This window comes from Lacipirellula sp., assembly GCF_965279485.1.
GTDB lineage: Bacteria > Planctomycetota > Planctomycetia > Pirellulales > Lacipirellulaceae > Lacipirellula.
Window position 1 is genome coordinate 2,773,763 of the sequence record NZ_CBDIIC010000002.1, and the last position, 13,188, is coordinate 2,786,950.

The following is a 13,188-nucleotide window of genomic DNA, read 5'->3' on the forward strand; positions in this document are numbered from 1 at the left end:
ACCAACTTGAGATCCGTCAGTTGGATTGCCTTTCATGGGTTCGCTTTTTGAACGAGGCAAAGTCCTCTTCGAGTTAAAGAGATACGACCTTGCTGCAAGCGAGTTCGTTTCAGAGCTAGGAGACGGCCCTAGCCAGCCGCTTGTATTCGCCATGCTTGCAGCGACTCAAGTCAATCTGAAGCGATTCGCAGATGCTGAAAAATCCGTTAGGAGTGCTATCGCACTGGCTCCCGATTTCGCTTACCCGCACTACGTTCGAAGCTTCATTCTGCAACATCGACGCCGCTGGCGCGAGGCCGAGGATGCCGTTCGGGAAGCCATCCGATTGGAACCGCAGTGCGATTTTTTTCACCAGTTGGCGGCGATCGCAGCCTCACGGAACAAGACGAGTGAGGCGCTAAGTGCCGTCGACCATGCCCTACAACTCAACCCGCTCCACAATCCCTCGATCCTTCTGAAAGGCAACCTTCTCGCTCGCGCAGGCCAGCTTAGGGAGGCGCACGCCCTTTTTCAGACTGCTATTTCCAATAATCCGGAAGACGCAGCGGCGCAACACGCTCTTGGTTCCTCGCACCTCCAATCGGGCAACGCCAGCCAAGCTCTTGACCTACTGCGCGAAGCCCGTCGCCTCGATCCCGTTACGGCAAACGATAGCGCGGCGATTGCCCTCGCCTACGGCTACATGATCTGGCCGCTGAGATGGCTCAACGTATGCACGGTCCGCATTTGGCAATGGTCTCATAAGCAGCGGTGGGCGCTGTTCGCAACGTCAGCCGCGGCGTTTGCCCTTGTCGGGAGAGAAGTAGGGCTCTCGTCAGGAAGAAAGAGCGACTTCGTTGATTACTGGGTGTGGTTTTGCATTGTCGCCGTTAGTTTTTTCGTTTTCCCAATTATGCTGGATCGCGCAGCCAACTTACTCGGAACCTCGCTGCTACGGCGCGAATTTTCAATTCCGTGGCGTTGGATGATTCTCTCGCCACTGCTTTTCTTCCGATCCGCATGGTCCTACGCAAGTATCCTGACGGGCGCAATACTGATCGGCATCGAACCGACGCTGGGAATTATTGCATGCCAATTCGGCGCTGCATTCCCGCTCCTAGCAGCGAGTGCCAAGACCGGAACAGGGCGCGAGATGGGGTTACTGTGTCTACCAGTACTGGTACTTCTGATGGCTTTGGGATGCTATAGCGCCGTGCTGACTAATTTCCAAGGATCGTTCATCGGCGTGGCGCTACTCGTCGTTTTCTTCTTGATTACGTTATTCTGCGATACGATCGCCGATCGAATTGTTTCCTGGCGTTTCCGTCGCAGTTCCCTTTACATAGATGCATCGCGTTGACTACCAACCACTCCCTCACCCGCGCCGCCCACCTCTTCCAGATCTCGCGCTACGCCGACGCCGAGACGGAGCTGCGGCGCGCGCTCGCCGAACAACCGCACGATCCGCAGGCGCATGCGCTGCTCGGGCTCTGCCTCGCCCGGCAGGAGCGGTTGCCGGAAGCTGAGGCGGAGGTGAATCAGGCGATTACACTGGCGCCTGATTGGGATCATGCCCACTATTGCCGGTCGGCCGTGCTGCAAGAGCGGCGGCGGTATGCCGAGGCGGAGGAGGCGGCTCGCGAGGCGGTGCGGCTTGATCCGGCGAGCCCCGACAACTATGCGCGGCTGGCGATCACGCTGTACAGCCAGAACAAATGGCAGGCGACGCTCGATGCGGCCCATGAAGGGTTGAAGTACAACGGCGAGCATGCCGACTGCATGAATCTCCGCACGATGGCGCTCACGAAGCTGGGGCGGCAGCGTGAGGCGATTGCGGCGGTCGACGAATCGCTCGCCCGCGATCCCGACGATTCGTACGCCCATGCGAACAAAGCGTGGGCGCTACTGCACGAAGGAAAACCGCGTCCGGCGCTCGATCAGTTTCGCGAGGCGTTGCGGCTCGATCCGACGAATGAGTACGCCCGGCATGGCATGGTCGAGGCGCTGAAGGCTCGCAATCCGATTTATCGTCTCGTTCTCGGCTACTTTCTCTGGATGGCGCGACTCGACGGCAAAGTCCAGATGGGAATCCTCTTGGGAGGCTTCATTGGCGCGCGAATGCTTGGTTCGCTTTCCGAAACTTATCCCGCGATCGCTCTCTGGATACTGCCGGTCATCATCCTATACGTCGTTTTCGTTTTGCTCACTTGGTTCGCTACGCCACTATTTAACCTACTCTTACGATTCAACCGCTTTGGTCGGCATGCACTTTCGAGAGATCAACGCATCGCCTCTAACTGGTTCGCCCTTTGTCTCGCATTAAGCGCCGCCTGCGCCGTCGGTTTGATAGTCTGCGACCACCCTGTATTTCTAGTTGGGGCCTTCGTGTCGCTGGGAACAGCGCTACCTTTAACTTCGATCTTCAATTGCCAGCATGGCTGGCCGCGACAATCTACGATGGCGCTTACGTTGGTAATGGCGATTGTCGGCGCCATCTGCGTGTTTGGCGCGTCGACTCACGAGCGATGGGCGCCAGGCCTCTTCCAGGTTTTTATGCTCGGGGTGATGTTCAATCCGTTGATCGTCAGTGTTTTGCAACTTTCCAACGCCCGCCGCTAGTAGCTGCAGCCGCAGCCGGTTTCCCAGACGCGGCCGTCGGCGGCCATGATCGGGGTGTGCGCGTGCTGCGGCGGCGCGGGCGCCGAGTTGTCGTAGCCGCGCGTTTCCGGCCGAGCGACGGGCGACCAGTCGGGACTCACCGGCGGCAGTTCCGGGCAGAGCGACGTGAACTCCGCGGAGCCGTAGACCACCTTGCCGCCAAGCAATGTCAGCACGCTTTCGAGCCCGCGAATCTCATCGGGCTCGACGCGGAAGTAGTCGTCGCTCAACACGGCGAGGTCGGCGTACGAACCAACGGCGAGCGTCCCCTTCACGTCAGCCTCGCGGCTGAACCACGCACTGCCGGCGGTATAGAGCCGGAGCGCCTCTTCGCGAGAGAGGCGATCGGCTTCGTCGTGCAGCACCGTGCCGCCGACGGTCTTCGACGTGACAAGCCACCAGAGGCAGGTCCATGGATGATAACTCGCCACCCGCGTACCGTCGGTGCCGGCGCCGACGGGCAGCCCCATCGCCAGCATCTTCCGCAACGGCGGGCGCCGCTTCGCGGCCTCGACGCCGTAGCGGCGAATAAAATACTCGCCCTGGTACGCCATGCGGTGCTGAATCGCGATGCCGCCGCCGAGCGCTGCGATCCGCTCGAGATTGCGCTCCGAGACGGTCTCGGCGTGATCGATGAACCAACCAAGCTGATCGATCGGCGAGTCGCGGTGGACGCGTTCGAATACGTCGAGGAAACGGCCGATCGTTTCGTCGTAAGTCGCGTGGATCCGCCACGGCCACTTGGCCGCGGCAAGCTTGCCGACAACCGCTTCGAGTTCGCTCTCCATCACCGGCTTCAAGTCAGGCCGCGGCTGCAGGAAGTTTTCGAAGTCGGCGGCGCTCCACACCAGATTCTCGCCGGCGCCGTTCACACGGAGCGTCTCGCTCCCCTCGCCCGGCCGCGTCATACCGAGCCACCGCGTGTAGTCGGCGAGTTCTTCGCCCCCCTTCTGGGCGAACAGGCTATACGCCACTCGCAGCGTCATTTGGCCCGCTTCGTCGAGTTGGCGAATCACCGCGTAGTCGTCGGGATAATTCTGCCACCCGCCGCCGGCGTCGGCGACGCTGGTGACGCCGAACCGGTTCAGCTCTCGCATGTAGTGCCGCGTTGAATTGAGCTGATCCTCCCGCGAGAGCTTCGGCGCCATCGCGATTGTCGAGTAGAGGATGAGGGCGTTCGGCTCGGCGATGAGCAGCCCCGTCGGGTTGCCGCTCGCATCGCGGGCGATCATGCCGCCGGGCGGGTTCGGCGTGTTGCGGTCGAACCCGAGCGCCCGAATCGCCGCGCGGTTGAGCATTGCCGAGTCGTAGAGGTGCAATACGAATACCGGCGTGTCGGGCGCGGCTTTGTTGATCTCTTCGAGCGTCGGCATCCGCCCTTCGGCGAACTGAAATTCGTTCCACCCGCCGATGACGCGGACCCACTGCGGCGGCGGAGTCCGTTCCGCTTGTGCCTTTAGTTGGGCAAGGGCCTGCGACAAACTCGGCACGCCGTCCCAGCGGAGTTCGAGATTGAAGTAGAGGCCCGCGCGGATCACGTGGAGGTGCGAGTCGTTGAGGCCTGGAATCACGCGGCGATGATTGAGGTCGATCCGCTGCGTCGCCTCGCCGGCGAGCGCCAGGATCTCGTCATCGGTCCCCGTGGCGACGATGCGTCCACCGCTGATTGCCGCCGCCGTCACTTCCGGACGCGTGGGATCGAGCGTGGTGATCTTGCCGCGATAGAGCACAACTTCTGGCGTCATGATTTGTCCCCTCAATGCGAAGCTCGTCTTAACGACCAGCGATTAAGTTTTTTACCGCGAATCACACGAATTGACGCGGATAAGAAGAAGTGATTGAAGCACATTCTTCTATTCGTGAGACCCGCGTGATTCGCAGTGAAGCATTTGCATTTCGAACGCTACTTCGTCACCTTCCGCGCCGCTGGCGCCTTGTGCACCATCGTGTAGGCGTACTCAATCCCCACGCCATACGCCCCGCCAAATTCGCGGAACAGGCTCATCAGGGCGTTGTAGTGATCGCGGTTCGCCCAATCGCGTTGGAACTCGAGCACCGTGGCGATCGTCGTCATCCGCACGGCGCCCGCTTGCACCATCCGCGAAAGGGCCGCGTCATGAGCCGCCTGCGACGTGGCGCCGCACGCGTCTTCGACCACGTAAATGTTGTACCCCTCGGCCAGCATATTGAGCGTCGGCCAAGTGATGCAAACTTCGGTCCACAACCCCGAGAGAATGATGTTCTTCTTGCCGGTCTTTTTGATCGCGTCGCGGAACGCCTGCGTGTCCCACGAGTTCATGCCGGTCCGCTCGATCGGCGTTTGGTCGGGAAACACGTCGAGCAACTGGGGCCACATCTCGCCGCTAAACGATTCAGTTTCAACGGTAGTGAGAATCGTCGGCACGTTGAACTCTTTCGCCCCGCGAGCGAGCAGCAGGACGTTGTTGATGAGCTGCTGGCGATCGATGTTGTTCGCCACGCCGAACAGCATTTGCGGCTGGTGATCGATGAAGACGAGCACGCTGTTGTCGGCGGTGATGAGCCCCGCGTCGGTGTTGGGAAGGATGTTGGCCATGGTGATCTCCAAAAATTGGTGAGTAAGTGTTTAGGTGAGTGAGTCGTTGATAGTGAGGTAGGAAGCGATCGCCTAGTTTGCAAATCCAGACGGGGCCTTGCCTCCCGACGTTTCGTCGTCGAAGGATCGGTAAACCGCAATGCTTGGCTAGACGGTCGTCGCATCGCCGACGACGGCGCGGCGATCATCAAGGCTCCAAGCCCCCGCCCCGTTCGCGATGATGAAGAGCATCGCCCCCATCATCGAGGCGTTCTTCATGAACTGAATCGTCTGCTGCTGACGCTCGGCCGCGTCGTCGAAGGTCCAGAAGTCGTGGAAGAAGTAGGTCGCCGCCGCCAGGAATATGAGCAAGAGCGCCGCCCCGATGCGGGCTTGATAGCCAATCGCGATCAGCACGGAGCCGATGATCAAGAACGCAATCGCCCCCGGCAATAACACCGTCGGCGCCGGCACGCCCTGGCTCGCCATGTAGCCGGTGATCTGCGAGAAGTTGGGAATCTTGTTCCCCACCGCACTCATGAAAAAGATGCCAACGAGCAACACTCGCCCGGCCAAGCTTGTCACACCGATCAATTGATTATTCACGACAGACTCTCCTGTTTATTTGAAAATGTCAGTTGTCCGTAGTCAGTTGTCAGTTGCTGAAAGACTTTGATTCCCAACAGCAACTGACTACGGACCACTGACAACGGACGCGAAGCCTCAACCCAAATCAAACACCATCACTTCCGCCGCTTCGTCAGCGTGGATCGCGACGGCAGCCTCTTCGCTCACTGCGGCCGCGTCGCCAGCGGTGAGCGGTTCGCCGTTCACCGTCGCGCCGCCCCGCAGCACCTGCACCCAGGCGTGCCGACCCGAGCCGAGCGGCAACGACGTTTCCTTGCCGGCTTCCAAGTCGCCGAGGTAGATCGCCGCGTCTTGGTGGATCGTCAGCGACTCGTCGCGTCCGTCGGGCGAAGCGACCAGCCGCAGCCGATTCAGCTTCTCTTCCCGCGGCACGTCGAGTTCCTCGTAGCTCGGCTTCACATTCTTCACGTTGGGCATGATCCAGATCTGATAGAGGTGGACCTGCCGTTCTTGCGAAGCGTTGTACTCGCTATGCGTCACGCCGGTGCCGGCGCTCATCCGCTGGAACCGACCGGGCGTCAGCGTCGAGCCGTTGCCCATGCTGTCGCGATGGGCCAGCTCGCCGTCGAGTACATAGGTGATGATCTCCATGTTGTCGTGCGGATGGGTGCCAAAGCCCCGGCCCGGCGCGATGAAGTCTTCGTTCATCACCCGCAGCGAGCGGAAACCCATCTGCTGCGGATCGTAGTACTGCCCGAACGAAAACGTGTGCTTGGTCTTTAACCAGCCATGGTCACCCCCGCCCCGTTCGTTGCTCTTGCGTACGCGAATCATTTTGAGCCTTCCTTTCTTTGGACCTGTTCTGAATTGACAACGACTCTTCATGACGCTGTCAGTGGTCCGTTGTCCGTTGTCAGTTGCGAAGAAGGATGGACGCCCCTCTCTTCCAGCAACTGACAACGGACCACTGACAACTGACCGCCCCATCGCCAAAATATCTTACATGTAAGATATTGTGGCAAAAAAACGCTACTCACTCACACCCGCGAATTTTTCCCGCCAGCTTTTCCATCAGCCCCGCGAGTTGCTTGACTTCACTCTTCGTGAGCGATGCCATAATCCGCTCGTGCAACTCCACCACCGGCTTGTCGAGTTTCTTCAGCACCGCTTCGCCCTTCTTCGTGATCGCTACGTGAATCACCCGGCGATCCTCCGCGATCCGCCGCCGCTCGACGAGCAACGCCTTTTCGAGCCGATCGACGAGCCCCGTCATCGCCGGCACGGGCTGGATCATTCGCGAGGAAATCTCCTGCACCGGCAACGGCTCCCCCGCCCCGCGGAGGATCCGCAGGACGTTGTACTGCGACGAGGTCAGCTCAAACTCGCGAAAGAGCGCCCCGAACCGATTCATCGACCAGTCGCTGACGCGCCACAGCCCAATCATCGCCTCTTGCTCCCCCGACGCGAACGGCTCCCGCTTCTTTAAATCAGCTTGCAGCGAGCCGCCCGACATGGGAAATATCTCCGCGTGAAGTAGTTATCGGCGATTTAATCGCCATGACATTATCTTACATATGAAATATATGGCGGTCAAGGGAATTGTTGGAAATCCGTGAAAGGCGGAGCTGGCGCCGGGCAATCGCGGGAGTTCAGCCGACTTTGCGGGGTGCTCCGGCGGCTCGTTGAGCCGCGGCTACCACATTCAGAGCGAACCTTTGGGACGGGGCGGCTGTCCTGGGAGCTATCGGACTGGCAACTTCCCTCGGCATAAGGAGCTCATCATGCGTACGCTCATTACCACAATTGCCCTCCTGAGCCTGTCGCTCCGCTAAGCCTCTCGCGTCCTTCTCGACGCCCGCTGGCCTCGCGGGGCCAGGCTCTCGCTCATCGCTGATTCGCATCGATCAGTCGGCTGCGCTCACGTTGCGCCGCCATTCTTCCTCCCAGCGAGAGAGTTTCCATGTCGCTCGACAAGCGTACGCGCGAGCAAATGCTTGCGCACTGCGACGCCATCCATGAAGACGACGGCGTCGATCCCCGTGAATTTTTCAAACTCCGTTCTCACCGCGACAAGCCAGACCGCAAGGCCCAGCAGCTTTGCCGCCAAGTGGCCGAGACGATCGCCCAGATCCTCGCCGGCGAACTGGGCGACGCAGCGATCAACGCGCTGCGCGTAGCATCGGTCGTACCCGCGCCCGATGCATCACGAATGCTGGTGACGCTCGTCGCCACCGGGCGTGACGTCCCGTTCGATCGCGTCGGGGTAGAACAAAAACTCGCCGCGGTGACGGGCTTACTCCGTGCAGCCGTGGCTGCCGCAATCACGCGCCGCAAAGCGCCCAACCTTAGCTTCGTGATCATCGGACCGCACGACGATGACCTCGCCTCGCCCGCGCAGGGAGGCGTCCAATGAGCGAACCCACGTTGCCTCCGATCAACGCCTGGCTCAGCGAACCAGTCGACCGGCAAGTCGCCCTCTCGATCGATCGCCTCCGCTCTAGCGACGACGTCGCAGCCGTCGCGATCATGCCCGACGTGCACCTCGCTAAGGAGGTGTGCGTGGGGGCCGTCGTCGCCACGCGCGAGCTGATCTATCCAGCCGCCGTCGGCAGCGATATCGGCTGCGGCATGGCGGCCCTTGCGTTCAACTCCGAGGCGGCGATCATCGACAACGAACACGCCGCCGCTCGCCTGCTGTCGCAGCTCTACGAGCATGTCCCGGCGAACAAGCACGCCAAGGGGCGAGCCTTGCCGCAGAACGTCGACGAGTTGCACCTTAGCGACGATCGCCTCAAGAGGATTGCCGCTCGCGACGGCCGCTACCAGCTCGGCACGCTTGGCCGCGGCAATCACTTCCTGGAACTGCAGGCCGACGAGGAAGGACAACTGTGGGCGATGCTCCACAGCGGCTCGCGCGCCGTCGGCCAAGCAATCGCACTGTGGCATCAAGAGCGTGCCACGCCATCGGACTGCGGTCTCGGCTACCTCGACTCCAATATGGCCGCCGGCGAAGCGTATCTCGCCGACGCCGGGTGGGCCCGTCGCTATGCCGCCGCCAATCGGCTCGCGATACTTGAAGCTCTCTCCGGCATCATGCGGCGGTACTTCGCCGTGGAAGCCGATTGGTCGACGCTCATCCATAGCGATCACAATCACGTGCAGCGCGAACGCCACGCGCAACTGAGCGGCGGCGCCAGCGAGTACTGGGTCCATCGCAAGGGCGCTCAATCCGCCGCCGTCGACGAACCGGGCGTCATTCCCGGCTCGATGGGTGCGCCGAGCTATCACACCACCGGTCGCGGCTGCACGCTCGCCCTCGCCTCCTGCTCCCACGGCGCCGGCCGCCGCCTCAGCCGCACTGAAGCCAGCCGCAAGTTCAACGGCGCCGACCTTCGCCGCCAAGTCGGCCGACTGTGGTTTGACCACCGCCGCGCGAAATCACTCCGTGAAGAAGCCCCCGCGGCGTACAAGGACATCCGCCAAGTGATGCAGGCACAGCGAGAGTTAACGAAGATCGCGCGAACGCTGCAGCCGCTGCTCACCTACAAGGGAGTTTAGGGACGGCAGGACTATCTCGCCTGCAGTATTGGATCATGGAATAATGCGGGCGCAGCTTCACTCCCAAGTCACTTCGCCCGAGCAGAGCCATGAACCTCAACCTCGCTTCCCAAACAGCCCTCGTCACCGCGTCCACCGGCGGCATCGGTCAGGCGATTGCCGTCGCGCTCGCTGCCGAGGGGGCTCGCGTCTTTGTGAATGGCCGTAGCGAGGCGAGCGTCGCGCAGGCGATCGAGGCGATTCGTCGGGAGCATCCGGCGGCGAACCTCGTGCCGCTTGCTGCTGACAATGGCACGGCCGCGGGGTGCGACGCGACGATTGCCGCCGTGGCGGAGGTCGACATTCTCGTGAACAACCTCGGCGTCTACGAAGCGGTCGGCTTCTTCGACGAGACCGACGAAGCGTGGCAGCGGCTCTTCGAGGTGAATATCATGAGCGGCGTGCGGCTGAGCCGACATTACCTGCGGCAGATGCTCGCGCGGGGCCGCGGGCGGATCATCTTTATCTCCAGCGAGTCGGGGCTCACGCCGGCGCCCGAGATGGCCCACTACAGCGCGACGAAAACGATGCAGCTGTCGATCTCGCGGAGCCTCGCCGAGCTGACGAAGGGAACCGCCGTCACGGTGAACACTGTCCTGCCAGGTTCGACGCTCACCGACAGCGTGAAGAAGTTCATCGGCGACGTCTTCCCCGACGCCACGCCCGAGGAGGCGGAGCAGCGGTTCATTGCCGAGAATCGGCCCAACTCGCTGATTGGTCGGTTCATTCGGCCGGAGGAAATCGGCGCTGCGGTGGCGTTCGTCGCCAGTCCGCTGGCGAGTGCGATCAACGGGGCGGCGATTCGCATTGACGGCGGACTCGTGCGCCATATCGCCTGAGCCTTCCTTCTTCTTTCCCTTGTGCGAAGAAGGATCTCACGCAAAGGCGCAGAGGCGCAAAGGCAAGGCGGGGATGGATCGGCTCTTTGCGCCTTCGCGCCTTTGCGTGAGACTTCTCTCCGCTCGCGAGTTGCTCGAAAATCCGAAATTCTTCTTCGATCTGCGATTTTCTGCGTGCGGTCGCGGGCGTCCATTCGGTCCTTAGATTCCAGCGATGACAGCGGAGGCGGCAGTCGAGCCTGGTGACTTGGCTCCCCTTCGCGGCCGTACATCGCCGGGATACTGCTGGGATTGGGGGACGCCGTGAGAAGTGACTTGAGCTGGACCAACCGCATCCGCAAGCTTTTTGGGCAATCGGCCCGCCGACAGGTGACGCCGGTGCGGGGTCGCGGCCTGCGGTTCGAGTGCCTGGAAGGCCGTCGCGTGCTGACGCTCTCGGCGGGCGACTTCAACTTAGATGGCCTCGTCGACGGCAGCGACTTTCTCGCTTGGCAGCGGGGCTACGCCACGACTTACACGGCGACCGATCTCACCGCTTGGCAGGCTGATTTCGGCGCGGTCGCGGCGGTCACCACCATCACGCTGCAAGGAACGACGGCGACCGTTGACGGCGCCGGGGCGACGGTGAGCGGCTCGACGGTGACGATCACCGCCGCAGGCAACTACAAAATCATCGGCTCGCTGACCGACGGGCAGCTGGTCGTCAATGCGGGCGATGAGGACGACGTGACGCTTATCCTGGCGGGCGCCAACATCACGAACGCCGACGGGCCGGGCATCTACGTCGCCAACGCCGACGACGTGACGATGACGCTCGCCGCCGGGACGCAAAACTCGGTAACCGACGGCGCCACCTACGCGAGCGCGGGGACCGACGACCCCGACGCGGCGATCTTCAGCCGTGCCGACCTCGCCATCGACGGCACTGGTTCGCTGACCGTCACGGCCAAGTACCACGACGGCATCGCCAGCCAGGACGACCTCGCCATCTCAAGCGGCACGATTGCCGTCACGGCGGTAAAGCACGCGATCAAGGGACGCGATTCGCTCGCTGTCAGCGGCGGTACGATCACGGTGAACGCAGGTAGCGACGGGCTCAAGTCGAGCAACGACGAAGATGCGACCAAAGGTTTTGTGACCATCTCGGGCGGGAACATCACGATCACCGCAGCCGGCGACGGCATCGAAGCGGAGACTTCCATCACTGTTTCGGGCGGCAGCATCACGGCGACGGCGACCGGCAAGGGGCTGAAAGCCGGCACCGACGTGACGATCACCGCCGGCACGATCGGCGTGACGAACAACGGCGCAGCAGGTCGCGGCATCGACGCCGACGGCAACGTGACGTTCAGCGGCGGTACGACCACGATCAATCTCTCCGGCGCGACGGTGCTGACCGCGAGTGGCAGCGGCTTCGATCCGTCGTACCCAAGCGGCGTGAAGGCCGACGGCAGCATCAACGTGAGCGGCACGGCCAGCATCGCGGTGACGGGGACGGCCGCCGCCACCGGCGCTCGCGGCCTGTCGGCCGACAATGCGATCAACGTCACCGGCGGTACGATCACCGTGACGCTCGCCGGCAACGGGGCGACCTACAAGAACGCTTCGGGCGTGACCGATTCGTACGCGGCCGCCGCGTTCTCGGCCGACGTGGCGATCACCATCACTGGCGGAACCGTCACCACGACCAGCTCGGGCACTGGCGGCAAGGGGCTGAAGTCCGACGGCACGATCACCATCGGCAGCGCCACCGGCAGCCCGACGCTGAACATCACCACCACTGGCGCCCGCTTCCTGCAGTCGGGTTCGGACTACAACCATCCGAAGACGATCGTCGCCGCCGGAGCGATCATCATCGCTAACGGAACGACGACGCTCAACTCGACCGACGACGGCATTCATTCCGATACGTCGATCACCATCAGCGGCGGGACGAACGTCGTCAACGCCATCTCGGCGACGAGCGGCGTCGGCGAAGGGGTCGAAGCGCCGATCATCAACTTCACCGGCGGCGTGACCAGCATCGTCGCCTCGAACGACGGCATCAACGCCACTTACGGCACCGTCAGCGGCGGCACGGAATCGAACGACGGCAGCCAGCTCAACATCTCCGGCGGCATCGTTATCGTGACTGGCTCCGACGCGATCGACTCGAACGGCAACATCACCATCACCGGCGGGATCACAATCATCGATGGGCCCGCGACCGGCGTCGAAGAAGGGATCGACTACAACGGCACGTTCCTCATCAATGGCGGCACGCTCATCAGCGGCGGTTCGAACTCGAGCATGACCAAGGCCGCCAGCACCAGCTCAACTCAAGTGAACTTCTTCCTCAAGTCGAGCACGGCGCTCGCTTCCACTTCGCTGCTCCACATCCAGGATAGTGCGGGCAACGTTATCCTCACTTACAAGCCGAAGTACAACGCCTCCTATTTCCATGTCTCGACCGCTGCGTTGACGAAGAGCACTTCGTACTCCGTCTACTTTGGCGGCACGTACACCGGCGGTAGCTATGTCGGCGGGCTGACGACTTGGGGGCTGCTCACCGGCGGGGCGTGGTCGCCGGCCGGTGCGACGCTGAAGAAAACGTTCACCACGTCGGCGAGCAGCACGGTCAATACACAAACGTTTTGAAAGCCCTTTGAGCTCCGCAGCTTCTCAAAAGCTGTTGAGTCTTACGTTCATTTCGATGCCAGCATCTGGCACGCAGAGACACATTTAATCGACTGCGGGAACCTTAATTCTAGCGGCTATTTGCCTGAAAACGCTGCGATCGGCGGCGGCGAGCATGCCGCAGGTCGCCGCGAGGAGCGATTAGGGCTCCCGTGGCGGCAGTGACGCAGGCGTGTCGCACGATGGCAATTGCACGGGAGGCATTTTATACTCCAGGGACCTCGTCACGCCCGTGACGGCGACCTAATCCACCGCGCGACCGTTCGCCGACGGCAGGTTCTAGACCGCCGCGATTCG

11 protein-coding genes are annotated in these 13,188 nt (G+C 62.0%); 6 read left to right on the top strand and 5 right to left on the bottom strand.

What is annotated here, in order from left to right; translation table 11 throughout:
• Window positions 1–34: 34 nt before the first annotated feature.
• Entirely contained in the window at window positions 35–1,339 is a 1,305-nt protein-coding gene (locus tag ACQY7R_RS18705; protein WP_428307086.1) for a tetratricopeptide repeat protein, read from the top strand.
• Entirely contained in the window at window positions 1,336–2,598 is a 1,263-nt protein-coding gene (locus tag ACQY7R_RS18710) for a tetratricopeptide repeat protein (protein WP_428307087.1), read from the top strand. The genes ACQY7R_RS18705 and ACQY7R_RS18710 overlap by 4 nt, the downstream gene beginning before the upstream one ends.
• Here ACQY7R_RS18710 and ACQY7R_RS18715 read toward each other — a convergent pair.
• The 5 genes from ACQY7R_RS18715 to ACQY7R_RS18735 form a co-directional block, all read right to left on the bottom strand.
• Window positions 2,595–4,382, bottom strand: coding sequence for an amidohydrolase (locus ACQY7R_RS18715; protein ID WP_428307088.1), 1,788 nt, complete (start codon window positions 4,380–4,382; stop codon window positions 2,595–2,597). The two genes, ACQY7R_RS18710 and ACQY7R_RS18715, sit on opposite strands and share 4 nt — an antisense overlap.
• A gap of 158 nt (window positions 4,383–4,540) precedes the next feature.
• Window positions 4,541–5,212, bottom strand: a complete 672-nt coding sequence (locus ACQY7R_RS18720; protein WP_428307089.1) for a hydrolase — start codon at window positions 5,210–5,212, stop codon at window positions 4,541–4,543.
• A gap of 147 nt (window positions 5,213–5,359) precedes the next feature.
• The gene (locus tag ACQY7R_RS18725; RefSeq protein ID WP_428307090.1) at window positions 5,360–5,797 is read right to left on the bottom strand and encodes a DoxX family protein; all 438 of its coding nucleotides are present in this window, start codon (window positions 5,795–5,797) and stop codon (window positions 5,360–5,362) included.
• Window positions 5,798–5,914: 117 nt separating this feature from the next.
• The gene (locus tag ACQY7R_RS18730) at window positions 5,915–6,613 is read right to left on the bottom strand and encodes a pirin family protein (RefSeq protein WP_428307091.1); all 699 of its coding nucleotides are present in this window, start codon (window positions 6,611–6,613) and stop codon (window positions 5,915–5,917) included.
• A 199-nt stretch (window positions 6,614–6,812) separates the two neighbouring features.
• Complete coding sequence (locus ACQY7R_RS18735; RefSeq protein WP_428307092.1) at window positions 6,813–7,292, bottom strand: MarR family winged helix-turn-helix transcriptional regulator; 480 nt, start codon at window positions 7,290–7,292, stop codon at window positions 6,813–6,815.
• Window positions 7,293–7,739: 447 nt separating this feature from the next.
• Between ACQY7R_RS18735 and ACQY7R_RS18740 the strand changes: the two genes are divergently transcribed.
• The 4 genes from ACQY7R_RS18740 (at window position 7,740) to ACQY7R_RS18755 (ending at window position 12,852) form a co-directional block, all read left to right on the top strand.
• Entirely contained in the window at window positions 7,740–8,192 is a 453-nt protein-coding gene (locus ACQY7R_RS18740) for a hypothetical protein (protein WP_428307093.1), read from the top strand.
• On the top strand, window positions 8,189–9,337 hold the full coding sequence (locus ACQY7R_RS18745) for an RtcB family protein (protein ID WP_428307094.1): 1,149 nt from the start codon (window positions 8,189–8,191) through the stop codon (window positions 9,335–9,337). Before ACQY7R_RS18740 ends, ACQY7R_RS18745 begins: the two co-directional genes overlap by 4 nt.
• Window positions 9,338–9,426: 89 nt before the next feature.
• Window positions 9,427–10,215 (top strand): SDR family NAD(P)-dependent oxidoreductase, encoded by a 789-nt coding sequence (locus ACQY7R_RS18750; protein WP_428307095.1) that lies wholly within the window; start codon window positions 9,427–9,429, stop codon window positions 10,213–10,215.
• 303 nt (window positions 10,216–10,518) lie between these two features.
• Window positions 10,519–12,852 (top strand): carbohydrate-binding domain-containing protein, encoded by a 2,334-nt coding sequence (locus ACQY7R_RS18755; RefSeq protein ID WP_428307096.1) that lies wholly within the window; start codon window positions 10,519–10,521, stop codon window positions 12,850–12,852.
• Window positions 12,853–13,188: the final 336 nt, after the last annotated feature.

What these genes read in the sequence shown, in the direction of transcription:
- ACQY7R_RS18740 (WP_428307093.1), top strand. Translation starts at nt 7,740, where the DNA reads ATGTCGCTCGACAAGCGTACGCGCGAGCAAATGCTTGCGCACTGCGAC.
- ACQY7R_RS18720 (WP_428307089.1), bottom strand. Translation starts at nt 5,212, where the DNA reads ATGGCCAACATCCTTCCCAACACCGACGCGGGGCTCATCACCGCCGAC.
- ACQY7R_RS18750 (WP_428307095.1), top strand. Translation starts at nt 9,427, where the DNA reads ATGAACCTCAACCTCGCTTCCCAAACAGCCCTCGTCACCGCGTCCACC.
- ACQY7R_RS18730 (WP_428307091.1), bottom strand. Translation starts at nt 6,613, where the DNA reads ATGATTCGCGTACGCAAGAGCAACGAACGGGGCGGGGGTGACCATGGC.
- ACQY7R_RS18705 (WP_428307086.1), top strand. Translation starts at nt 35, where the DNA reads ATGGGTTCGCTTTTTGAACGAGGCAAAGTCCTCTTCGAGTTAAAGAGA.
- ACQY7R_RS18745 (WP_428307094.1), top strand. Translation starts at nt 8,189, where the DNA reads ATGAGCGAACCCACGTTGCCTCCGATCAACGCCTGGCTCAGCGAACCA.
- ACQY7R_RS18715 (WP_428307088.1), bottom strand. Translation starts at nt 4,382, where the DNA reads ATGACGCCAGAAGTTGTGCTCTATCGCGGCAAGATCACCACGCTCGAT.
- ACQY7R_RS18735 (WP_428307092.1), bottom strand. Translation starts at nt 7,292, where the DNA reads ATGTCGGGCGGCTCGCTGCAAGCTGATTTAAAGAAGCGGGAGCCGTTC.